Raw genomic sequence first — 22,796 nt, 5'->3', positions numbered from 1 at the left:
TTAGGCGCGGGTCAGGAGAAGGCAAGCGAAACCATGGACGCCGCAGCGTCATTTTTCGGAGGTTTGCTGTTCAGGAAATGTGGTGTCGCGACGGGGGAACTCCCGCCCCTTGGGGACGCATCAAAGATGCGCCCCCAGAAGCGTTGGGCCGGGCGCCGGACCTGCCGGTCCGGCGCGGTCACGTGTGTCAGCTGGCGTAGCCAATGGTTTGCAACGCCGTCTTGATCTCGTCCAAGATCGCCGGGTCGTCGATGGTGGCGGGCATTTTGTAGTCCTGGCCATCGGCAATCGACACCATCGTGCCGCGAAGGATCTTGCCCGAGCGGGTCTTGGGCAGCCGGTCCACAACCACAGCCAGCTTGAAGGCCGCCACCGGTCCGATTTTCTCGCGCACCAGTTTGACCACTTCGGCCACCACTTCGCCATGATCGCGGCCCGCACCAGCATTGAGGCACAGGAAGCCAACCGGCATCTGCCCCTTGAGCTGATCCGTCACGCCGATCACTGCGCATTCGGCGACATCGGGGTGGCCCGCCAGGACCTCTTCCATGCCGCCCGTCGACAAACGGTGGCCGGCAACGTTGATGACGTCATCAGTGCGCGCCATGATGTAGAGGTAGCCGTCCTCGTCGATCATGCCTGCATCGCCGGTTTCATAGTAGCCGGGGAACTGCTGCAGATAGGACTTCTTGAACCGCTCTTCGGCGTTCCACAGACCCGGCAGGGTGCCTGGGGGCAGGGGCAACTTGACGGCAATCGCGCCCAATTCGCCTGCTTTCATCGGGTGGCCGCCTTCGTCCAGGATCTGTACGTCATACCCAGGCATCGGCTTGGCGGGCGAGCCCAGCTTGGTCGGCAGTTCTTCGATCCCCAGCGGGTTGCCCGCGATGGTCCAACCGGTTTCGGTTTGCCACCAGTGATCGATGACCGGTACCTTCAGCGCGTCCTGTGCCCAGACGATGGTGTCCGGGTCGGCACGTTCGCCCGCCAGATACAGAGCCTTGAGGCAGGAGATGTCGTAATCCGCGATCATCTCGCCCTTGGGGTCTTCGCGTTTCACGGCGCGAATGGCAGTGGGGGCGGTGAAGAAGCTTTTGACCTTGTGCTCGGAAATCACCCGCCAGAAGGTGCCCGCATCGGGGGTTCCGACAGGCTTGCCTTCGAACACGATGGTGGTGTTGCCGTGGATCAGCGGGCCATAGCAGATGTAGGAATGCCCCACGACCCACCCCACGTCCGAGGCGGCCCAGAAGACATCGCCCGGATCGACGTTATAGATGTTCTTCATCGACCAGTTAAGCGCGACCAGGTGACCGGCAGTTGGGCGTAGAACACCCTTGGGCGCACCTGTGGTGCCAGAGGTATAGAGAATATAGGCGGGGTGATTGCCTTCGACCGGGACGCATTCGGCGGGTTCCACGCCGTATTGGAAGCCGTGCCAGTTGTAGTCACGCCCTTCGATCAGTTGAGCAACTTCCTGCTCGCGCTGGAAAATGACGCAGAAGTCGGGCTTGTGTTCTGACAGGTCGATGGCGCCGTCTAGGAGCGGCTTGTAATGAACGACGCGACCCGGCTCCATCCCGCAAGAGGCGGCGATGATCGCTTTGGGTTTGGCGTCGTCGATGCGTACGGCCAGTTCATTCGAGGCAAAGCCACCAAACACCACGGAATGCACCGCACCCAAGCGGGCACAGGCAAGCATGGCCTCGAGCGCTTCGGGGATCATTGGCATGTAGATGATGACCCGGTCACCCTTTTCGATGCCCTTGGCGCGCAGCGCGCCTGCCAAGGTAGCCACCCGATTGCGCAGCTCGACATAAGAAATCTCGCGCTTGGTATGGGTGATCGGGCTGTCATAGATGATGGCGGTCTGCTCTCCGCGCCCAGCCTCGACATGGCGGTCGACTGCATTCCAGCAGGTGTTGACCTTGGCATCGGTGAACCATTCATAGAGCGGAGCATTGCTGCCATTGAGCGCCTGTGTCGGGGCCTCGACCCAATCGATGCCCTTGGCAGCCTCAAGCCAAAAAGCCTCGGGGTCCTGTTTCCAGCTGTCGTATACGTCCTGATAGGCCACGGCGTCCTCCTCACTTTATGCTTGGCGAATGTGTTACGCCCGGGCTGGGCAGGGGAGCAAGAAAATAGAGGAACGCAGCGTCAGATTATCGCAACAAATTTGCAGATAGCTCAAAAAAATACTGCAAATTTTTGCAAATCCCTCATTTCGCTAAGCAATTCATGCAGGCTTTGCTGACTTTGCAAAGTCATAAAATTGCGTGGCCAATTGGCTGTATTGAATCTGTTAGGGCCCGAGCAGATTCGAGGCCCCTTGGCGGGTACCTGCCAGAGTGCCGGGGATATCCGAGAATTATTTATTGTCATTATTGATTGGTAAAGTGGGGCGCATATGGGGGGGCCACAGGGAAGGCCCTGTTTTCAAGAACACGGAGCTGAGTGCAGCTGCTGCAGTCAGCGATCAAAAAGAAAGACTGAAACATGCATAAGATTGTGTTTGTCGCGCTTCTGGGGTTGGCTGCGTGCGGTGGCTATCCCAGCTCACGCCCATTGGCCGTGGATGGCACTCGGAATGCTCACTTTGGCCAGGATGAAGTCGAGTGTCGGGCCTTGGCCGCAAACTACAATCCACAGCAACAAGCGGGCGCCATTGGGGCGGGTGCCGTTTCTGGCGGTCTTATTGGTGGTTTAACCTCGGCAAGCGGTGAAAGCACTGAGGGGGCGCTGGTTGGTGCCGCGATTGGCGGCGTGCTCGGCGCTGCCGAAGGGGCGCATTCCGAAGACGAAGCACGTCGTCAGGTATTGATCAACTGCATGCAGGGCCGTGGGCACCGCGTCATCGGCTGATCACACCGGGCGCTCTGAAATCCATTTACCTCGGTCAGAGCGCCCGATTGTCTTACCCGTATTGGGTGACCGGGGTACCGGCGATGGCCGCCATGTTCAGCAGGCCGCGTGCGGTGATCGAGGGCGACACGATATGGGCCTTGTTGCCCATGCCCATCAGGATCGGGCCAACTTCGATGCCGTCTGCTTTCATCTTGAGCACGTTTCTTACACCACTGGCCGCGTCCGCATGAGCAAAGATCAGCACATTGGCGGCACCTTGCAGACGCGAGTTCGGGAAGATCCTCTGGCGCAGTTCTGGATCCAGCGCGGCATCAAGGTTCATCTCTCCTTCATACATGAAGTCTCGCGGTTCCGCGTCCAGCAGGGCGATGGCGTCGCGCAGGCGCTTGCCCGATCCCTCGGCCTGATTGCCGAATTGCGATTGCGAGCAGAACGCGATCTTGGGCTCGACGCCGAAACGGCGGGCGTGACGGGCGGCGCCAATGGTGATCTCGGCCAGTTCTTCGGGCGTTGGCAGTTGGCGCACATGGGTGTCGGCAATGAAGAGTGGTCCGTCTTCGAGGATCATCAGAGACAGCGCCCCGTGCGGGTGCAGATCGCCATTGCCCAAAACCTGTTCGACATAGTTCAGATGCCAGCGATATTCGCCAAAGGTGCCACAGATCAGGCTGTCGGCATCGCCTCGGTGCACCATGATCGCGCCAATGGCGGTCGAGTTCGTGCGCATAATCGCCTTGGCCAGGTCAGGCGAAACACCACGCCGCTGCATCAGTTCGTGGTAGGAATTCCAGTACTCGTAATAACGCGGATCGTTTTCCGGGTTCACGATCTGGAAATCCTGCCCGGGACGGACGGACAGACCAAGGCGTTCGCAGCGCGCCTCGATCACCTCGGGGCGGCCGATCAGGATCGGGGTTTCCGTCGTTTCCTCCAGTATCGCCTGAGCTGCGCGCAAAACCCGTTCGTCTTCGCCCTCGGCAAAGACGATCCGGCGCGAGGCGGCGCTGGCGGCCTCGAATACTGGTCGCATTAGGAGGGCTGACTTGAACACTGTTTGGTTAAGTTGCTCTTTATAGGCTTCCAGGTCCTCGATGGGCCGTTTTGCAACGCCACTCTCCATCGCGGCTTTTGCGACCGACGAAGAAACAACACCCACCAAACGCGGGTCAAATGGCTTTGGAATCAGGTAATCTGCGCCAAATGTCAGCTGCTCGCCCTTATAGGCAGCAGCGGCTTCGGCGCTGGTGGTGGCGCGGGCCAGATCGGCGATGCCGTCGACACAGGCGATCTGCATTTCGTCATTGATCTCGGTCGCGCCCACGTCCAGCGCGCCGCGGAATATGAAAGGGAAACAGAGGACGTTGTTGACCTGATTGGGAAAATCGCTGCGGCCCGTGGCAATGATGGCGTTGGGGGCCACTTTGCGGGCGTCTTCCGGCAGGATTTCGGGCGTCGGGTTGGCCAAGGCAAAGATGATCGGACGATCGGCCATCTTCTGCACCATTTCGGGTTTCAGCACGTTGGGGCCCGAGAGGCCCAGAAACAGGTCGGCGCCGTCGATCACATCATCCAGCGTGCGCAAGTCCGAAGCTTGAGCAAAAGCCGCCTTGTGCGGATTCATGTCTTCGGTCCGACCCTCATAAACCAGCCCATGGATGTCGCACAGCCAGACGTTTTCACGTTTCACACCCAGTTTCAGTAGCATATTCAAACAGGCAATGCCTGCCGCGCCACCACCGGTCGAGACGATCTTGATGTCCTCGAACCGCTTGCCTGCCACATGCAAGGCGTTCTTGGCAGCCGCGCCAACAACAATCGCTGTGCCGTGCTGATCGTCGTGAAACACCGGAATGTTCATCCGCTCGCGGCAGATCTTTTCCACGATGAAACAGTCGGGCGCCTTGATGTCTTCGAGGTTGATGGCCCCAAAAGTCGGTCCCAGTGCGCAGACAATATCGGCCAGCTTTTCCGGATCGCTTTCGTCTACCTCGATGTCGAAGCAGTCGATGTTGGCGAATTTCTTGAACAGGACGGCCTTGCCCTCCATCACCGGCTTTGAGGCGAGCGCGCCGATATTGCCCAGACCCAGAACCGCTGTTCCGTTCGACACAACCGCCACCAGGTTTCCACGCGCCGTGTAGCGGGACGCGGTTGCCGGATCTTCCTTGATCTCGATACAGGCCTCGGCCACACCCGGCGAATAGGCGCGTGACAGGTCGCGACCATTGGCCATCGGTTTCGTCGCCTTGATCTCAAGCTTTCCGGGTTTGGGAAACTCGTGATAGTCCAGTGCGGCTTGCCGCTGGCTCTGGTTATCGGACATATAAAACACTCCTCCGGAAATTTAGTTTAGCGTTAAACTATTTTTGACGTCGGGGAAACCCCGTGAGAGGTCGAGTGGCCGGGAAATCCTGTCGCAGGCGACTTCTTGCAAATCCGTCTGCTCGGCGGCACTGTCCGCGCCAGAGGAGAAAGAGCCAATGCCCGACACAATAGCCGAAATGCGCTTGCCGACCAAAGAGTTGCGCGATGACATCCCGTTTTTCACCAAAACCTTGGGGATGCGGATGGATTCCATCTATCCCGCTGATGACCCGCGCACAGCAGTGTTTTCGGGGCATGGGCTACGCGTGCGCGTGGAAAAGGACGCCACCGAAGCGCCCGGAACGATCCGAATCCTGACCGACGCACCGGATGAGTTTGCAGGTGGCGATCGCCGCCTAGTTGCCCCCAACGGCACCGTGATCGAGGTCGAAGAGCGCAATCCGCCGATGGTGATGCCAGAAACCGTGCATTCCTTTGTGGTGCGCCGCCTCAAGGATCAGGCGCCTTGGATCATCGGACGGGCGGGGATGCATTACCGTGATCTGGTGCCGGATCGTTTGGGCGGTTCGATTATCGCCAGCCACATCCGTATTCCTGATGGCGGGCCGGTACCGGACATGGTGCATTTCCACAAGGTGGGGTTTCAGCTGATCTTTTGCATCCACGGCTGGGTTGATGTCGTTTACGAGGACCAGGGTGACAAGATGCGCCTGACTGCGGGGGATTGTTTCATTCAGCCGCCCGAAATCCGCCACCGCGTGCTCGAGGCGAGCGACAATGTGCAAGTGATCGAGATCGGCGTTCCAGCCGAGCATGTGACCGAGATTGACCACGACATGCAGCTGCCAACACCACATTACCGCCCGGAGCGGGAATGGGACGGGCAGCGCTTTGTCTATAACTGCGCTGACGGGGCCGAATGGGCACCGTTTCGTCTGCCGGGCTACATTTGCCGTGACACGACGATTGCCGAAAACACCAAGGGCGTTGCCGGCGTACAGGTCGTACGCCGGGGCGAGGGCGCGCCGCAATGGGCCAGCCATGACACTGACATCCACTTCACCTTTGTGATGAATGGAACGCTGACGCTCGAAGGGGAGGGGCGCGAGCCGTTTGCCTTGGAACAGGGCGATGCCTTTGTCATCCCCCCGGGCATGAAGACCCGTCTGTCGGATCCCAGTGATGATGTCGAGCTGCTCGAAGTGACCTTGCCCGGCACGTTCAACACCACTTTGGCCTGACCTTTTAGACCAAGTGAAACGATCCAGGTGGCGGTTGTTAGACTCGCCGCCACTTTCTGCCAAATGCGAAAAAACCTTCCCCGTAGTGACCTCTTCACCTCTGCGGTCAATTCGGATTATGGTGGCGTACTCTGACCAATTGATCAAAATTCGGGGAATCGCCATGAGCTTGAAAGATGCTGCAGAAAAGGTGCGCGAAAAGGCCTATGCGCCCTATTCGAAGTTCAAGGTGGGCGCTGCTATTTTGGGCCAAGATGGCCAGGTTTACTCTGGTTGCAACGTTGAAAACGTAGCCTACCCCGAAGGCACCTGTGCCGAGGCCGGCGCAATCGCAGCCATGGTGGCCGCGGGCGAGACCCGCCTGACCGAAGTCTATGTCGTGGCGGACAGCCCGTTTCCCGTTCCCCCTTGCGGTGGTTGCCGTCAGAAGCTGGCCGAATTCGGTTCGCCGGGCGTGGTGGTGACCATGGCTTCCGCAGACGGTATCGAAAAATCCATGACGATCGGAGAGCTTTTGCCCGGTGCCTTTGGGGCCGAGCATATGGAGGGCAACTGACTTGATGGATGCCCGCTCGATCATTGCGAAACTGCGTCGCCACGATGTGCCTGACGCCGCAGAGCTCAGCTGGTTTGCCCAAGGTCTTGCCGACGGCGGTGTCAGCGATGCACAGGCCGGGGCGTTTGCCATGGCCGTCTGCATGGGGGCACTTGGGGCCGAGGGGCGCGCGGCGCTGACACTGGCTATGCGCGACAGCGGCGATGTGTTGAGCTGGGATTTGGACGGGCCGGTGATCGACAAGCATTCGACCGGCGGCGTGGGCGATTGCGTCTCGCTGATGCTGGCCCCGGCACTGGCGGAATGCGGGGCCTATGTGCCGATGATCTCTGGCCGGGGATTGGGCCACACCGGTGGCACGCTCGACAAGATGGAGGCGATCCCCGGCGTGACCACGCAAGTGGGGCAAGAACGCCTGGCTGACATCGTGGGCAACGTCGGCGCCGCGATCGTTGGCGCCACGGCGCAGATCGCGCCCGCGGATAAGCGGCTCTATGCCATTCGCGACGTGACGGCGACGGTCGAAAGCCTTGATTTGATCACCGCCTCAATCTTGTCCAAGAAACTCGCCGCGAGCCCCGATGCGCTGGTGCTGGACGTCAAGGTGGGTAGCGGGGCCTTCATGAAAACACCGGACGAGGCGCGGGCGCTGGCCACGGCGCTTGCCGACACCGCCAATGCCGCTGGATGTCGGACGTCTGCCGTGATCACCGACATGAACCAGCCACTGGCACGTTCCTTGGGCAACGCGTTGGAGGTGGCCGAGGTCATGCGCGCGCTGACCAGCGGCGAGGTGAGTTTGTTGTCCGAGCTGTCGTCGGCTCTGGGGGGTGTTCTGTTGAAGGATGCAGGCCTGTCTGCATCGGTCGAAAAGGGCACCGCCAAGGTTGCCGAGATTATCCGCGATGGTCGCGCTGCTGACCGGTTCGGGCGCATGATCGCCAGCGTTGGCGGTCCGGTACAGTTTGTCGAAAACTGGGACCGCTTCCTGCCCGAGGCCAACGTCATCCAAGAGGTCACGGCGCGCGAGAGCGGCTACGTGGCAGCCATTGATGGCGAGGCGTTGGGGCTGGCCGTCGTGGCGCTTGGTGGCGGGCGTCAGGTCGAAAGTGACGAGATTGACCCGGCGGTTGGCCTATCCGGTGTCGTGCGTCTGGGGACCAAAGTGAGCAAGGGCGAGCCCCTGGCTGTGATCCACGCCAGTCGCGAGGATGCGGCGCGCCGGGCCGAGGCAGCTTTGCGTCAGGCCATCACGCTCGGTGACACTGCACCTGATGTGCCGCCTCTGATCCATGAAAGGATCGGTGCATGACACGGGCCTTTCTTGTGGTGATGGATTCGGTGGGCATTGGCGGCGCGCCGGATGCTGACCGGTTCTTCAATGGTGATGTACCAGACACGGGCGCAAATACAGTGGCGCATATCGCGCAGGCCTGCGCCGCAGGGCAGGCGGAAGAGGGGCGCAGCGGGCCGTTGAGCCTGCCCAATCTTGATCGGTTGGGATTGAGCGCGGCGACCCAAATGGCATCAGGTGACAAAACTCCCGGGTTAGAAGGAACTCCACGCGGCCTTTGGGGCTGTGCGCGTGAGCATAGCCTGGGTAAGGATACGCCCTCGGGCCATTGGGAGCTGGCGGGGCTGTCGGTGCCGTGGGATTGGCATTATTTCCCCGATACTCCGCCCGCATTCTCTGCCGATCTGACCCGCGCTGTGGCGCAAGCCGCCGGAACCGGTGGCATCCTGGGCGACTGTCACGCCAGCGGCACAGTCATCATCGATCAGCATGGCCCAGAACACATGCGCAGCGGTTGGCCGATCTGCTACACCTCGGCCGACAGCGTCTTTCAGATCGCCGCGCATGAGGAAACTTTCGGCCTCGATCGCCTGCTCCAGCTTTGCGCTGATGTGGCCCCACTGCTGCATGAGATGAAAGTGGGCCGTGTCATCGCGCGGCCCTTTGTCGGCACGCCTGAGAACGGCTTTACCCGCACCAACAACCGCAAAGACTATGCCATCGCACCGCCCGCGCCTGTTCTGACCAATTGGGTTCAGGACGCGGGACGCAAAGTTCACGCAATCGGCAAGATTGGCGACATTTTCACCATGCAGGGCATCGACACGCTGACCAAGGGCTCGGATGCCGAGCTGATGCAGGCCCTGGCCGATAAAGTCGAGACCGCCGAAGATGGCAGCCTGACTTTTGCCAATTTCGTTGAATTCGATAGTCTTTATGGTCATCGCCGCGACATCAGCGGCTATGCCCGCGCGTTGGAATGGTTCGATGCCCAGATCGGGGCCATCCTGCCAAAAATGCGCGACGATGATATGATGGTGCTGACCGCGGACCACGGCAATGACCCCAGCTGGATCGGCACCGATCACACACGCGAACAAGTTCCGGTGCTGATCGCCGGGCGTGGCAGCGGTCGGATTGGTCAGATTGATTTTGCCGACGTTGCCGCCAGTATCGCACTTCACCTCAACATCCCGGCCAAAGGTCCGGGACGGAGTTTCCTATGACGGTCGCTGACCTGCCAAAGATAGAACTGCATCTGCACCATGAAGGGGCCGCGCCGCCCGCCTTCATTCGGCAGCTTGCACATGAAAAGAAGATGGACCTGAGCGGCATCTTCAAGCCGGACGGCTCTTATGATTTCCGTGATTTTGCGCATTTTCTGAGCGTGTATGAGGCCGCCAGCGAGGTGCTGACCGGACCCGAGGAATTCCGCCGTCTGACGCTCGCCATTCTGGAAGAGAGCGCCGCAAACGGTGTGGTCTATTCTGAGACCTTTCTAAGCCCCGATTTCTGCGGGGGCGGCGATGTGGCTGCCTGGCGCGACTATCTGGCGGCCATCCAGGATGCCGCGGATGAGGCTGAGGCCAAACTGGGCATCACGCTGCGCGGCGTTGTCACCTGCGTACGCCACTTTGGACCGGAAAAGGCCAAGGCCTCGGCCATCTGCGCGGCCGAAACGGCGGGCGACTGGATCGTGGGTTTTGGCATGGGCGGCAACGAAGGCGTGGGCCGTCAGGGTGATTTCGCCTGGAGCTTTGACTGCGCGCGCGAGGCCGGATTGCGTCTGACCACCCATGCGGGCGAGTTTGGCGGACCGGAAAGTGTCCGTGATGCCGTGCGTGACCTCAAGGTGGAACGCGTGGGCCACGGTGTGCGCGCGATCGAAGACGCTGATCTGGTGCACGAACTGCAAGATCGCGGCACTGTGCTCGAGGTTTGCCCCGGCTCGAACGTGGTCTTGGGTCTTTACCCCGATTTTACGGCTCACCCGATTGCGCGGCTGCGCGATGCGGGCGTCAATGTGACCGTTTCGACCGACGACCCGCCCTTTTTCCACACGACGATGCGCCGCGAATATGAGATGCTGGCGCAGGCCTTCGACTGGAGCGAACAGGATTTCGCCGACCTCAACGCCACGGCGCTTGATGCGGCATTCTGCGATGAAGACACCCGTGCGCGGGTCAAGAAACGATTGGAGATGAAATGAGCGACCACCTGACAGTTGTCGATCACCCGTTGGTGCAGCACAAACTCACGCTGATGCGGGACAAGGGCACATCGACCGCCGGGTTCCGGCAGTTGCTGCGCGAGATCACGCAGCTTCTGGCATATGAGATCACGCGCGAGATGCCGCTGACCACGCGCACGATCCAGACCCCGATGGAAGAGATGGAAGCCCCCATTCTGGCAGGCAAGAAAATGGCGCTGGTGTCGATCTTGCGGGCGGGCAACGGAATGCTGGACGGCGTGCTGGAACTGGTGCCCTCGGCGCGCGTGGGCTTTGTTGGTCTCTATCGGGATGAAGAGACGCTCAAGCCGGTTCAGTATTACTTCAAGGCGCCCGAAGGTCTGAAAGATCGCCTCGTGATTGCGGTGGATCCGATGCTGGCCACCGGCAACAGCTCGGCAGCGGCGATTGATCTGCTCAAGGATGCAGGTGCCACCGACATCCGTTTCCTGTGTCTGCTGGCGGCGCCCGAAGGAGTGGCCCGGATGAAGGAAGCGCACCCCGATGTGCCCATCGTCACCGCCTCGCTTGATCGTGAGCTAAACGAAAAAGGCTATATCATGCCGGGACTTGGCGATGCTGGCGATCGGATGTTCGGGACGAAATAAGGCGAATCAGAGGCAACTGAGTCCTTTACTCAAGAGCTGAATTGCTGCATCCTGCCTGCACATCTTGTGGGGGCAGTCATGAGAATTACAAGAGTTATTGCAGTAACCATAATGGCCGCGACGGCCGGATTGACGAGTTTGAACGCCCAAACTCTGCGGAAATCGTCTCCACCGGCGGAATTTCCACCTGCGTCCTACAAAGGTAAACAATATGTTGACAGCCGCGGGTGTATCTACATCCGCGCTGGAATTGACGGCAATGTGACATGGGTCCCGCGCGTGTCGCGCGATCGTCGTCAGGTGTGCGGCTACAAGCCAACAGCGGTGGCTGGTGCGACGGCGCGTCCGACACAGACCGCCAACCCCAAGCTGATCACCATCGAACCGACCGCGCCCACTGCGACGGCGACGGCTGCTGCAACCGCCGCACCAAAACCGAAACCCAAGGCCCAGGCGAAGCCTAGCCCAGGACCAAAGCCCACTGTTGTCTCGACCCCGAAACCGAAGACAACGTCCACGCCCACAACGACTGTGCGCACCACGACGCGGACCACAACTGCGCGTCCTGCCACAGCAACCACAGCGGCTCGTCCAACGACTACACGCCCGGCCACCACAGTTGCGCCCAAACCCACAACCGCCGCTGCGCCGGTGGTGGCACCACGCCGCACGGCACCGGCTGCAACGGGTGGCGGATGTTCCAACGCGTCGGCCTTCAGTCAGCAGTTCATCAACAAATCGGGCGTGCGCTGCGGTCCGCAGACGGAATCTCCGATCACCCATGGCTCTGGTACCAGCCGCAAGTCGTCTAGCTTGAACACGGCTCCGACCAACGCGACCCCGGCCAGCACAGGGGTCAAGGTCTCGCTGAACACCCGCGTCGCGCCGCGCCACGTGTATGATAACCGCCAGAATACTCGTAACGTCGAAGTACCCAAAGGGTTCCGCTCAGTGTGGAAAGACGACCGCCTGAACCCGCATCGTGCTGAACGTACCCTGCGCCCGGCGATTACTGTCAGCCGGTTCGAGCCGCCCACAGGGTTCCGCGCTGTTGAGCGTGAAGATGACCGATTGAACCCAAACCGCGGCCTGCGCTCTGCGGCGGGCGATGCACAATCTGATGCGATTTGGGAACGAACCATACCGCGTACGCTGCGCCGGGTTCCGACCGATGTGCCGATTATTCCGGTTGAGGGTGTTGAAAATTCCTACACGAATTTGGCCACGCGTCCGAACCGGTTGACCTTCTCGACACGCTCTGGACCAACAGCGCCGGTCGAAGCGCGGTATGTCCGGGTTGCGTCTTATCAAAACGATGCAGCCGCGCGCCAGGCAGCGCAGAGGCTGTCGGGTAGCGGGTTGCCCATGAATGTGGGCACCGTGCGCCGTGGATCAGGCACCTACAAGGTGGTTCTGGTCGGCCCATTCAATTCGCAGGCACAGGCTGCATCAGCACTGAACCAGGTGCGCGGCGCCGGGTTCTCGGGCGCACGTCTGACCAAGTGATCCTGAACTGTTAGGGTGTTAAGCGAGACTGCGGCCTTACTGGTCGCAGATGCTTTGCAGCAGCACCCAATCGCGATCCGGAAGCACCGGCTCCAGTGTCCGTCCCGCCATCGGGTCAGCTTCGATCAGACCAAGAACCGTCTCGCCGGTGACATCCAGCGCATAGGCATAGGGCGACGAGGGGATCGCGGCCTGAGCAAAAAGCGCCAGTGTCGCATCCTCGTCCAAGGCCGGCCGTGGCTCTGCCAAAGCATATTCGGCATAGCGGTCCAGCACATTAGGGGCGATGTCGCCTGTGGTCAGAAGGCGAAAGGACGGCCAGGCACCGGCAAAGTCCAGGATCTCGTCCAGCGGGTCCGTTTGTTCGGCGCGGGCCCGTTCGGCCAAGACAAAGCCCGCAGCCACGGCCGGGTCTTCGTGATCTTCGATCAATGTGCGATTGAGCAGCACGATGCCACCCGGCAGATGCAAGCTGTCCGCGACGCCTGCGGGCACAACGGCCAGCCGGTCGACACCTGTGCGCGCCGCCAATTGGCGCAGGATCGGATCGGCATCGGGTTCCGAGCACTCTCGCCCCCCAACGCGCTCGATCCGGTCCAGCAGGGCGCGACCGATCTCTTGCCGTTTGATGTCGGGCACCACACTGACAGTGTGCCGCTTCATAGCGCCCGGCAGCCAGAACACCAGCACGGCCGCCAGAGCAGCACCGACGCCCAAAATCGAGACCAAACGCAGGCGCCCGGGATGCGGGCGGGCACGGTCGATGGCGCGTTGCAGCCGCTCGATGGCCTCGATCATTGTGGTTTCGCTCTCGGCCAGTTCCAACGTCTCACCAGGGTCGCCATCGGGGTGATAGACGGCCGGAAATTCACCGGGGTTTTGGCGCACCAGGGCCGCCAGCGACCAGTGTGTCAGGGCACTGTCGTTGAAATCCGAGATGGTCAGCGTCGCCTCGCCGATGGACACAACGACCTCGCGGCGCTGTTCTTCGGCTGTGGGTCGCCACAGACCGGTTGCCTCGATCCGTTCATATTGCTTGAGAGCGGTCATTCGTGCTGGATCTGCTCGCGTTGTCTTTTGCCCTTGTTTAGCATGTCCCGAGCCTGCGCCGCAAACGACTAGCGGGAGATTTCCTTTGGTATGCTGTCGGAAATGTGCACCAGCGTCGCGCTTGGGCTTGCTAAGGGGCAGCAAACCGCCGAACAAGAGCCATGCAGGCGGAAATCAAGAACTCTCCCATCGCGGCGGCGGCCTTTATGGTGGCGGCAATGGCCTTGATCGGGGTCATCGACAATTTCATCGTGTATTTGGCCGATAGTATCGGATTGTGGCAATTTCACGTGGTGAGATCAGCCATGATGTTGCCCATTGTCTTTCTGATGTCGGTTATCGGCTTGGGCCAGTTCGGCCCGCAGCGCCTGTGGGCTGTTGTCGTCCGTAGCCTGCTGATTGCCACTGCGATGTTGTTTTATTTCAGCGCCTTGGCCCTGATGCCGATTGCTCAGGCTTTGGCCGGGCTCTTTACCTCTCCGATCTTCATTTTGCTGATCACCGGGGTGGGCATGGGACAAAAGATCGGGCCGTGGCGCGTTTTGGCCGTGGCCATCGGGTTCACCGGTATCCTGTTTGTCCTTCAGCCCGATCCGGCGGACTTCGACTGGAAAATCCTGATCCCGGTTGTCGGCGGGTTTTTCTACGCCTTGGCCGCCATCGCCACCCGCAGCCTGTGCGGTGGCGAAAGCACCGTTGCCTTGCTGGGCGGCATGACCATCACGCTTGGTTTGATGGGGGTGGCGGGTGTCACCGTGCTGCATTTTTTTCCGATGGACAGCGTCGATGGACCCGCAGGTTTTGTCACCCGCGGTTGGATCTGGCCCATGGACGAGGCGCTGGTTTGGGTGGTGGTGCAGGCGGTCGGGTCGGTGACGGCCGTCTTCATGTTGATCAAGGCGTACCAACTGGGCGAGCCGTCTTACGTGGCCGTGTTCGAATACTCGGTGATGATCTTTGGCCCGGTCTTTGCCTGGGCGGTTTTGGGGCAGGGGTTGGGTCTGTGGCAGATTGCAGGCATCGCGCTGATTGCCTTTGCGGGCAGCATCATCGCCGTAAGGTCAAAGGCCTGAGGGTTTTTCCCGCATCACAACGTGGTATGGCTGTTTCATGATCATCTCGACCGGCCGCAATTACATCTTTGTTCACATCCCCAAGACCGGCGGCACGTCCTTGTCCCTGGCGTTGGAAGCGCGGGCAATGAAGGATGACATCCTTCTGGGCGACACGCCCAAGGCGCTGCGGCGCAGGCCGCGGGCAAAGGCCCTAGCGGATCAGGCACGGGGGCGGCTGTGGAAACATGCGACCCTGGCGGACATGGAAGGGGTCGTTGCCGGGGACATTCTGGACCAGATGTTTGTCTTCACACTGGTGCGCAACCCGTGGGACCGCGCCGTCAGCTACTATCATTGGCTGCGCGAGCAGAGCTTTGAACATCCGGCGGTAACCTTGGCAAAGGCGCTTGAATTCAAGCCATTCCTTTTGCACCCGGACACACAAGCCGGGTTTCGTCAAATGCCTGCCTCGGCCTATGTGCGACGCTCGGACGGGCGCGAGCAATGTCAGGCCTTTGTGCGGATGGAGCATTTGGCGCAGGACCTGAAACCGGTCGAGGCGCATCTGGGGTTTTCCTTGGACATTCCCCACATCAACCGGTCCCGGCGCGGGGAAGACTACCGGGTCTATTTCGATGACGAGACGGCCCAGGCGATCCAGGACATGTGCGCCCCGGACATCCAACGGTTCGGGTATGCTTTCGACGGATAACGCGCGTTTGTTGAAAATTTGAAGTCAATCACCCCCAACTGGCCCGCATTGTCGGAAATTGCCCGGGCAATGCCACATTCTTGCCCTTGTTCTGACCTCACAGCGGCACTCGAATCGGGCCTGCTGTTTGGACATCATAGTTAATCCGGCATGCTTGTGACTGCTGCTGCCACATACAAGGAATAGGCTTGTGTTCGGATGGAAAGAAAAACGGGGTCGAGGGACCTCGCGTATGGCCGAGACCAGCGCTGCGCTGGACGGTCTGCTAATCACCGGTCAGGCCGGGTTTCTCAGGGGCACGCATGTGGCCTCGAACCTGGGCTGGCGCGCGGTTGAAGCCCTGTCGGTTGGCGACCGGGTGCTGACCTTTGATCATGCGATGCAACCCATTGTCGATATCCAGCGCGAAACGTTGATCATGCCCGAAGGGAACGTCGCAGGACAGCGGCGCCCGGTTCTGGTGCCCGACGGCGCGCTGTTCAACCGGCGCGAGCTTTGGCTGATGCCGGATCAGGGGATGCTGATTGAATGCGACGCAGCGCAGGACGCTGTTGGTGATCCCTTTGCCGTTGTGCCGGCTCGCCTGCTGAACGGGCTGCGAGGGATTTCCCTGGGGTATCCCGGCGAGCAGATCGAAGTGACGACAATCGGCTTCAACAAAGACGAAGTGATCTATGTCGAGGGGGGCATGCTGGCGCATTGTCCCAGCCCGCAGCCTTTGTATTCCGAAACCGGAAAGCCTGTTCAGGGACTGTATGATGTTTTGAGCGGACCTGCTGCGCAGTTTCTGGTGAATTGCATCATCGAAGATGACGACGCCTTGGCCGTGGCCTCGGACCCAGCAGAGTTGCCGGGCGGGTTCCACGATGGGCCGGTTCGTCCCAGCCGCCCTGTAAGGGCCACCTAGTCCCCGAGTGTTCGGGGTTTGGAGTTTCGATACCCTCGGTCTCCAACATGAAACCGGCGCCCCTTGGGACGCCGGTTTCTTTGTGTCTGTGATCAGCCTTAGGCTGCTTTGGCTTCGGGGTTGAAGCGGCCATAGAAGGTCTGGCCCTTTTCAGCCATTTCGCGCAGCAGCGGCGGGCAGGCGAACCGCTCGCCATACTTCTCGGACAGCTGATCGCAACGCTCGGCCGCGTAAGGCGCGCCGATGATGTCCAGCCAGCTCAGCGGACCACCGGACCAAGGCGCAAAGCCCCAGGCCAGGATCGCGCCCACGTCGGCTTCGCGGATGTCTTCGACCACCCCCTCTTCCAGCGCGCGAACGGCTTCCAGAACCTGCGCGAACATCAGACGTTCCTGCACCTCGATCAGGTCGGGCTGCTCATCCGCCAGCGGATACTTGTCGTGGATACCTTTCCAGTATCCGGTGCGCTTGCCCTTTTCGTCATAGTCGAAGTAGCCCGCGTTAGCCTTGCGGCCCAGACGACCTTCTTCTTCCATCCAGACGATCAGATCGTCGGCTTCAGACGCGGGGTATGCATTGCCCATGGCGGCCTTGGTGGCCTTCATGATGCGCACGCCCAGGTCGATCGAAGTCTCGTCGCCCAACTGCACCGGACCAACCGGGAAGCCCAGCTGACGCGCCGCGTTGTCGATCAGAACGGGCGCCACGCCCTCGGTGATCATACGGGTTGCTTCGTTGCCATAGGGGATGATGCAGCGGTTGCAGTAGAAGAAGCGCGCATCGTTGACCACGATCGGGGTCTTGCGGATCTGGCGCACATAATCCAGCGCCTTGGCGACCGCGCGATCCCCGGTTTCCTTGCCCTTGATGATCTCGACCAGCAGCATCTTCTCAACCGGCGAGAAGAAGTGGATGCCGATGAACTGCTCAGGACGCACGCTCGCCTTGGCCAGATCGGTGATCGGCAGGGTCGAGGTGTTCGAGGCAAAGATGCAATCCTCGGGGATGATCGCCTCGACCTTTTTGGTCATCTCGGCCTTGACGGTAGGGTCTTCGAACACGGCCTCGATGATCAGGTCACAGCCCTTGAGCTGCTCCAGATCCGGGGTCGCGGTGATCAGACCCAGCATCGCGTCTTTCTTGTCCTGGGTGACCTTGCCGCGCTTCATGCCCTTGTCGAGGTAAGCTTCGGTATAGGCCTTGCCCTTGTCGGCAGCAGCCTGGTCGCGGTCGATCAGAACCACTTCCATACCGGCCTGCGCCGACACCAGCGCGATGCCCGCGCCCATCATGCCCGCACCCAGAACGCCCAGCTTCTTGACGCGCTGATCCGGCACATCCTTGGGACGCACAGCGCCTTTTTCCAAAGCTTCCTTGTTCAGGAACAGCGAACGGATCATGGCACCCGACGATGGGTTCATCAGCACGGATGTGAACCAGCGCGCTTCGATCTTCAGCGCGTTGTCAAAGTCGACCAGAGCACCTTCGTAAACCGCGCTCAACAACGCCTTGGCCGCCGGGAACGCGCCTTGGGTTTTGCCGTGTACCATGGCCGATGCACCCACGAAGGTCATGAAGCCAGCGGGATGATAGGGCGCGCCTCCGGGCATCTTGTAGCCCTTGGCATCCCAGGGTTTGACGATGTCGGCGTCCTTGGCATTCAGCACCCATTCGCGCGCTGCAGCCACCGGATCGGCAACAACTTCGTCCACAAGACCGGCGCCTTTGGCCTTTTTGGCGTCCAGCATCTTGCCTTCAAGCAGCAGCGGAGAGGCCGCCATCGCGCCCAGCTTTTTGGCGAGACGGGTGGTTCCGCCGGCACCCGGGAAAATCCCAACCAGAATTTCAGGCAGGCCATATTTCGCCTTGGGGTTTTCGCTCACAAAGATGCGGTGCGTGGCCAGCGGCAATTCCAGACCGATGCCAGCAGCGGTGCCGGGCAGGGCCGAGGCAATCGGTTTGCCGCCCTTGTTGGTCTTCTTGTCCATGCCGGCGCGTTCGATTTTGCGCAGAAGGGCATGCATCTGCATGGTGCCCTCGAACAGGCCCTTGGCCGGATCGTCGCCAGCTTGTTCTTTCATCACGGCCAGCAGGTTCAGGTCCATGCCACCTGCAAATGAGCCTTCTTTGCCCGAGGTCACAACGATGCCCTTGACCGCATCATCGGCCAGCGCGTCGTCGATGCAGGCGTTCAGCTCTTCGAGACCGGTGAACGACATCACGTTCATGGTCTTGCCGGGCACATCCCAGGTGATGGTTGCGACGCCGTCTGCGTCTTTGGTCAGTGTAAATTCAGCCATTTTCTTGTTCTCCAGACGCCGTTCTTACACGCGCTCGATGATGGTCGCTGCACCCATGCCGGATGCGATGCACAGGGTTGCCAGACCGGTTTCCTTGTCCTGACGCTCCAGCTCGTCCAGCAGGGTGCCGATGATGATCGCACCGGTGGCGCCCAGCGGGTGGCCCATGGCGATCGAGCCGCCGTTGACATTGACCAGTTCAGGATCAACATCAAATGCCTGCTGGAAGCGCATCACGACCGAGGCGAAGGCTTCGTTCACTTCGAACAGGTCAAAATCGGAAATAGCCATGCCATTGTCGGCCATGATCTTTTGCGTCACAGGCACCGGACCTGTCAGCATGATGGTCGGGTCCAGACCGATCTTGGCAGTGGCCTTGATGCGCGCGCGCGGTTTCAGGCCATGCTTTTCACCAAATTCCTTGTTGCCGATCAGAACAGCCGCAGCACCGTCCACGATGCCGGACGAGTTGCCCGCATGGTGGATGTGGTTGATCTTTTCCAGATGCGGGTACTTCAGCATGGCGATCTTATCAAAGCCCGGCATCTGCTCGCCCATCATCTGGAACGCAGGGTTCAGGCTGCCAAGGCTTTGCATGTCGGTGCCCGGGCGCATGTATTCGTCGCGGTCCAGAATGGTCAGGCCATTCTGATCCTTGACCGAGATGACCGACTTGTCGAACCGGCCTTCTTCCCAGGCCTGCGCTGCGCGGCGCTGCGATTCCATCGCCAGAGCGTCGGCCTGATCGCGGCTAAAGCCATACTCGGTTGCGATGATGTCGGCCGAAATGCCCTGCGGCACGAAATAGCCGTCGATGGCGATCGACGGGTCAACAGCAATCGCTGCACCATCGCTGCCCATGGCCACGCGGCCCATCATTTCGACGCCACCAGCGATATAACCGTCGCCTGCACCACCACGCACCTGATTTGCGGCCAGGTTCACGGCTTCCATGCCCGAGGCACAGAACCGGTTGATCGACAGACCCGGGATCGACTCGTCTAGGTCCGAGGCCAGCACGGCCGAACGCGCCAGACAGCCGCCCTGTTCCATCACTTGGGTGACATTGCCCCAGATCACGTCTTCGACGGCGTGGCCTTCGAGGTTGTTACGCTCTTTGATGGCGTTCATGGTCAACGCGGACAGGCGCAGGCTGGTCACCTCGTGCAGGCTGCCATCCTTGCGGCCCTTGCCGCGCGGGGTGCGCAGGGCGTCATAGATATAGGCTTCGGTCATTGTTTACTCTCCTCAAGCGCGGTCCGACGGATTGCCGGGCATCAGGTCATAGGGGTGTTTCCAGCCGGGCAGGGCGCTGATGCGGTCCAGCCAGGCGTTTATGTGGGGCCACTCGGCGCGGTCAAAGCCGAAGGGTTCGGGGTAGTAGAGATAGCCGCAGCAGCTGAGATCGGCATTGGTGATCCCGTCACCGACGATCCAATCACGACCATCCAGGTGATTGTTCAGCAGCTCATAGGCACCGCGCAGGCGGCCCTGATTGAAAGCGATCACCTCGGCGGGGCGTTTGTCTTCGGGCAGGAAGTTCATCAAAAAGCGGGTGACACCGGCCATTGAGCTGAGCTTGTGGTTGTCCCACAGCACCCAGCGAAAGATCTCATAGTTCTCTTCGTGGGTCTTGCCGCCGAACTTGCCTGATTGCTCAGTGATATAGGCTTGGATCGCGCCCGACTGCCCGGTTTTGAATTCGCCATCGACCAGCACCGGTGCTTCGCCCAACTCATTTACGTTGGCGCGGTATTCAGGCGTGCGGGTCTCGCCCTTGAAAAAGTCGACAAACACCGGCTCCCACTGCAGCCCGCTCAATTGCAGGGCCAAGGCCGCCTTGTAGGAATTGCCGCTTTCTCCGAAGCAGTAGAGTTTCATTGTCATGGCGATGCCCCTCCCGTGGCTGATCGTGGAGTTTGAGTATTTTCAAAAGGGTGAAGCCGTCGTGGTCCTGATGGCAAGCGCACCCGGTGGTGAGCACGACTTACATTTCACCCCTTTGAAAATACTCCCGCCGGAGGCATCCAGCGGGTTGAATGATTGCATTGCTTTTCTTGGAGCCCGCGGCCTCACCGCTTGCGATCTTCTAGCTCTGCGTTGAACAGGCGCAGTCTGTGGGTCAGGTTCTCCTCATTGATCACGCTGTTGAAGTTCTCGAACAAAAAGGACAAAGCCTCGCCTTCGTCCAACCCGGCCTCACGCGCGAAATTCTTGAGTTTGCGATAGGCATCCTCGGTCATGGCGCAGGGGAAACGGCGGGTCAGTTTGAAACGTTTGGGCATGGGCGTCCTTTGGAATGTTTGGCTTCGGGCGGCGGGCCGCCCGAAGCCGATCTTCCGCTTAGAAGCTGGCGGCGTCCAGTGTCATAACGGTGTCTCCACCGCTCTGGATGCGGGCCAGGTGCATGCCGGTCGCGGGCAGGCGGCGCGCCATGTAGAAGCGGCCTGTTACCAGCTTGGTCTCGTAGAACTCCTTGTCCTCGGCACCGGCGGCCAGAGCGTCCAGCGAGGCTTTGCCCATACGCGCCCACATCAGGCCCAGGCAAACGTGGCCGAACATGTGCATGAAGTCATACGAGCCCGACAGCGCATTGTTGGGGTTGGTCGCGTTCTGCATGAAATACATGCCCGCGGCCTGCAAATCCTTGGAGGCTGCTTTCAGCGGCTCCAGGAAATCGCGATCGAACGCTTCGTCCTGACCGGAGTTGTCCTTGATGTAGGATTTCACCAGCTCAAAGAAGGCCATGACGTGCTTGCCACCATCAGCGGCCAGCTTGCGGCCCACCAGATCCAGCGCCTGAACGCCATTGGCCCCTTCGTAGATCATCGCGATACGGGCGTCGCGGGTGTATTGCGACATGCCCCATTCTTCGATGTAACCGTGGCCGCCGTAGACCTGCTGGGCCTGAACGGTCATGTCATAGCCCTCGTCGGTCAGGAAGCCCTTGATGACGGGCGTCAGCAGCGAGATCAGGCCGTCGGCGTCCTTGTCACCCTTGCGGTGTGCGGCGTCGATCATCGAAGCGCCCCACAGAATGAACGCGCGGGCGCCTTCGACAAAGCTTTTCTGGTCCATCAGGTTACGACGGATGTCCGGGTGCACGATCAGCGGATCAGCCGGGCCATCGGGGTTCTTGACACCGGTCACGTCGCGGCCCTGCAGGCGGTCCTTGGCGTATTCAACGGCGTTCTGATAGGCGGCGTCGGCCATCGACAGACCCTGCATACCTACACCCAGACGCGCTTCGTTCATCATGGTGAACATGGCGCGCATGCCCTTGTGCTCTTCGCCCAGCAGATAGCCGGTCGCATCGTCATAGTTCATCACGCAAGTCGAGTTGCCGTGGATGCCCATTTTCTCTTCGATCTTGCCGACGGTTGCGGGGTTGCGGTTGCCCAGCGAGCCATCTTCGTTGACGATGTACTTTGGCACGATGAACAGCGACACGCCCTTGATGCCCTCGGGGCCACCAACGATCTTGGCCAGCACCAGGTGCACGATGTTTTCGGCCATGTCGTGATCACCCGACGAGATGAAGATTTTTTGGCCGGTGATCTTGTAGCTGCCATCTGCCTGCGGTTCCGCCTTGGTGCGCATCAGGCCCAGGTCAGTGCCGCAGTGCGGCTCGGTCAGGTTCATGGTGCCGGTCCAGTCGCAGCTGACCATGTTCGGCAGATAGGTGTTCTTCTGCTCGTCCGTGCCGTGCGCCAGAATGGCCGAGGCAGCACCATGGGTTAGACCTTGGTACATGGTGAACGCCTGGTTTGCGGCCGAAAACATTTCGCCCACTGCGGTGCCCACAACGTAGGGCATGTTTTGGCCGCCATACTGTTCGGGCATGTCCAGGCCAGTCCAACCGCCTGCCTTGACCTCTTCAAACGCCTCTTTGAAGCCGGTCGGGGTGCGGACAACGCCATTTTCCAGCGTACAGCCTTCGGTGTCACCCACGGTGTTCAGCGGATGCAGCACATTGGTGGCCAGCTTGCCGGCCTCTTCCAGAACGGCGCCGGTGAATTCGCTTTCCAGCTCGTCATAGCCGGGAATGTCGGATTGCGAGACCTTTAGGACGTCATGCAGAACGAATTGAGTGTCCTTGGTCGGGGCGTTGTAAATGGGCATGAGGAGCTCCCTGGGTGAATGAATG

Annotated in this window: 20 protein-coding genes; 11 read left to right on the top strand and 9 right to left on the bottom strand. The window is 60.5% G+C overall.

Going from position 1 to position 22,796, the window contains the following annotated elements; all coding sequences use genetic code 11:
- Positions 1-187 precede the first annotated feature (187 nt).
- Positions 188-2,077, bottom strand: coding sequence for a propionate-CoA ligase PrpE (gene prpE / locus TRM7615_RS18530; RefSeq protein WP_108790378.1), 1,890 nt, complete (start codon positions 2,075-2,077; stop codon positions 188-190).
- 419 nt (positions 2,078-2,496) lie between these two features.
- On the opposite strand from prpE, the gene TRM7615_RS18525 reads away from it, so the two are divergent.
- Positions 2,497-2,862: an OmpA family protein gene (locus tag TRM7615_RS18525; RefSeq protein WP_108790376.1), complete on the top strand. Its 366-nt coding sequence runs from the start codon at positions 2,497-2,499 to the stop codon at positions 2,860-2,862.
- A 52-nt stretch (positions 2,863-2,914) separates the two neighbouring features.
- On the opposite strand, the gene TRM7615_RS18520 is transcribed toward TRM7615_RS18525, so the two are convergent.
- Positions 2,915-5,188, bottom strand: coding sequence for an NADP-dependent malic enzyme (locus TRM7615_RS18520; RefSeq protein ID WP_108790373.1), 2,274 nt, complete (start codon positions 5,186-5,188; stop codon positions 2,915-2,917).
- Positions 5,189-5,345: 157 nt separating this feature from the next.
- Between TRM7615_RS18520 and TRM7615_RS18515 the strand changes: the two genes are divergently transcribed.
- The 6 genes from TRM7615_RS18515 (at position 5,346) to upp (ending at position 11,119) form a co-directional block, all read left to right on the top strand.
- On the top strand, positions 5,346-6,431 hold the full coding sequence (locus tag TRM7615_RS18515) for a cupin domain-containing protein (protein ID WP_108790370.1): 1,086 nt from the start codon (positions 5,346-5,348) through the stop codon (positions 6,429-6,431).
- A 163-nt stretch (positions 6,432-6,594) separates the two neighbouring features.
- Entirely contained in the window at positions 6,595-6,987 is a 393-nt protein-coding gene (locus TRM7615_RS18510) for a cytidine deaminase (protein ID WP_165821474.1), read from the top strand.
- Between the two features lie 4 nt (positions 6,988-6,991).
- A complete protein-coding gene (locus TRM7615_RS18505) occupies positions 6,992-8,299 on the top strand; it encodes a thymidine phosphorylase (protein ID WP_108790365.1) in 1,308 nt (435 codons plus the stop codon).
- Positions 8,296-9,507: a phosphopentomutase gene (locus TRM7615_RS18500; RefSeq protein WP_108790360.1), complete on the top strand. Its 1,212-nt coding sequence runs from the start codon at positions 8,296-8,298 to the stop codon at positions 9,505-9,507. Before TRM7615_RS18505 ends, TRM7615_RS18500 begins: the two co-directional genes overlap by 4 nt.
- On the top strand, positions 9,504-10,490 hold the full coding sequence (locus tag TRM7615_RS18495; RefSeq protein ID WP_108790356.1) for an adenosine deaminase: 987 nt from the start codon (positions 9,504-9,506) through the stop codon (positions 10,488-10,490). Before TRM7615_RS18500 ends, TRM7615_RS18495 begins: the two co-directional genes overlap by 4 nt.
- A complete protein-coding gene (gene upp / locus TRM7615_RS18490; RefSeq protein WP_108790353.1) occupies positions 10,487-11,119 on the top strand; it encodes a uracil phosphoribosyltransferase in 633 nt (210 codons plus the stop codon). The genes TRM7615_RS18495 and upp overlap by 4 nt, the downstream gene beginning before the upstream one ends.
- Before the next feature lie 308 nt (positions 11,120-11,427).
- On the opposite strand, the gene TRM7615_RS25975 is transcribed toward upp, so the two are convergent.
- On the bottom strand, positions 11,428-11,790 hold the full coding sequence (locus TRM7615_RS25975) for a hypothetical protein (protein WP_235824137.1): 363 nt from the start codon (positions 11,788-11,790) through the stop codon (positions 11,428-11,430).
- On the opposite strand from TRM7615_RS25975, the gene TRM7615_RS25970 reads away from it, so the two are divergent.
- Entirely contained in the window at positions 11,774-12,625 is an 852-nt protein-coding gene (locus TRM7615_RS25970; protein WP_235824136.1) for an SPOR domain-containing protein, read from the top strand. The two genes, TRM7615_RS25975 and TRM7615_RS25970, sit on opposite strands and share 17 nt — an antisense overlap.
- Positions 12,626-12,661: 36 nt before the next feature.
- Here TRM7615_RS25970 and TRM7615_RS18480 read toward each other — a convergent pair whose 3' ends face one another.
- The gene (locus TRM7615_RS18480; RefSeq protein ID WP_108790347.1) at positions 12,662-13,675 is read right to left on the bottom strand and encodes a hypothetical protein; all 1,014 of its coding nucleotides are present in this window, start codon (positions 13,673-13,675) and stop codon (positions 12,662-12,664) included.
- Positions 13,676-13,836: 161 nt separating this feature from the next.
- On the opposite strand from TRM7615_RS18480, the gene TRM7615_RS18475 reads away from it, so the two are divergent.
- The 3 genes from TRM7615_RS18475 (at position 13,837) to TRM7615_RS18465 (ending at position 16,349) form a co-directional block, all read left to right on the top strand.
- The gene (locus TRM7615_RS18475; protein ID WP_108790344.1) at positions 13,837-14,748 is read left to right on the top strand and encodes a DMT family transporter; all 912 of its coding nucleotides are present in this window, start codon (positions 13,837-13,839) and stop codon (positions 14,746-14,748) included.
- A gap of 37 nt (positions 14,749-14,785) precedes the next feature.
- Positions 14,786-15,442, top strand: coding sequence for a sulfotransferase family 2 domain-containing protein (locus TRM7615_RS18470; RefSeq protein WP_108790341.1), 657 nt, complete (start codon positions 14,786-14,788; stop codon positions 15,440-15,442).
- 232 nt (positions 15,443-15,674) lie between these two features.
- Positions 15,675-16,349 carry a Hint domain-containing protein gene (locus tag TRM7615_RS18465; RefSeq protein WP_108790338.1) on the top strand — a complete coding sequence of 225 codons (675 nt, stop codon included), beginning with the start codon at positions 15,675-15,677 and terminating at the stop codon, positions 16,347-16,349.
- A 98-nt stretch (positions 16,350-16,447) separates the two neighbouring features.
- Here TRM7615_RS18465 and TRM7615_RS18460 read toward each other — a convergent pair whose 3' ends face one another.
- The 5 genes from TRM7615_RS18460 to TRM7615_RS18440 all read right to left on the bottom strand — a co-directional run bounded on the left by TRM7615_RS18460 (position 16,448) and on the right by TRM7615_RS18440 (position 22,771).
- Positions 16,448-18,649 carry a 3-hydroxyacyl-CoA dehydrogenase NAD-binding domain-containing protein gene (locus TRM7615_RS18460; RefSeq protein ID WP_108790335.1) on the bottom strand — a complete coding sequence of 734 codons (2,202 nt, stop codon included), beginning with the start codon at positions 18,647-18,649 and terminating at the stop codon, positions 16,448-16,450.
- A 24-nt stretch (positions 18,650-18,673) separates the two neighbouring features.
- On the bottom strand, positions 18,674-19,885 hold the full coding sequence (locus TRM7615_RS18455) for an acetyl-CoA C-acetyltransferase (protein ID WP_108790332.1): 1,212 nt from the start codon (positions 19,883-19,885) through the stop codon (positions 18,674-18,676).
- A gap of 12 nt (positions 19,886-19,897) precedes the next feature.
- A complete protein-coding gene (locus TRM7615_RS18450; RefSeq protein WP_108790330.1) occupies positions 19,898-20,536 on the bottom strand; it encodes a glutathione S-transferase family protein in 639 nt (212 codons plus the stop codon).
- A gap of 185 nt (positions 20,537-20,721) precedes the next feature.
- On the bottom strand, positions 20,722-20,934 hold the full coding sequence (locus tag TRM7615_RS18445; RefSeq protein WP_085796647.1) for a hypothetical protein: 213 nt from the start codon (positions 20,932-20,934) through the stop codon (positions 20,722-20,724).
- Between the two features lie 58 nt (positions 20,935-20,992).
- Entirely contained in the window at positions 20,993-22,771 is a 1,779-nt protein-coding gene (locus TRM7615_RS18440) for an acyl-CoA dehydrogenase C-terminal domain-containing protein (RefSeq protein WP_108790327.1), read from the bottom strand.
- Positions 22,772-22,796: the final 25 nt, after the last annotated feature.

Source organism: Falsiruegeria mediterranea M17 (assembly GCF_900302455.1).
In the GTDB taxonomy this organism is placed as follows: Bacteria; Pseudomonadota; Alphaproteobacteria; order Rhodobacterales; family Rhodobacteraceae; genus Falsiruegeria; species Falsiruegeria mediterranea.
Note: the sequence above shows the minus strand (reverse complement) of the source record. Positions and strands in the feature narration are given on the sequence as shown.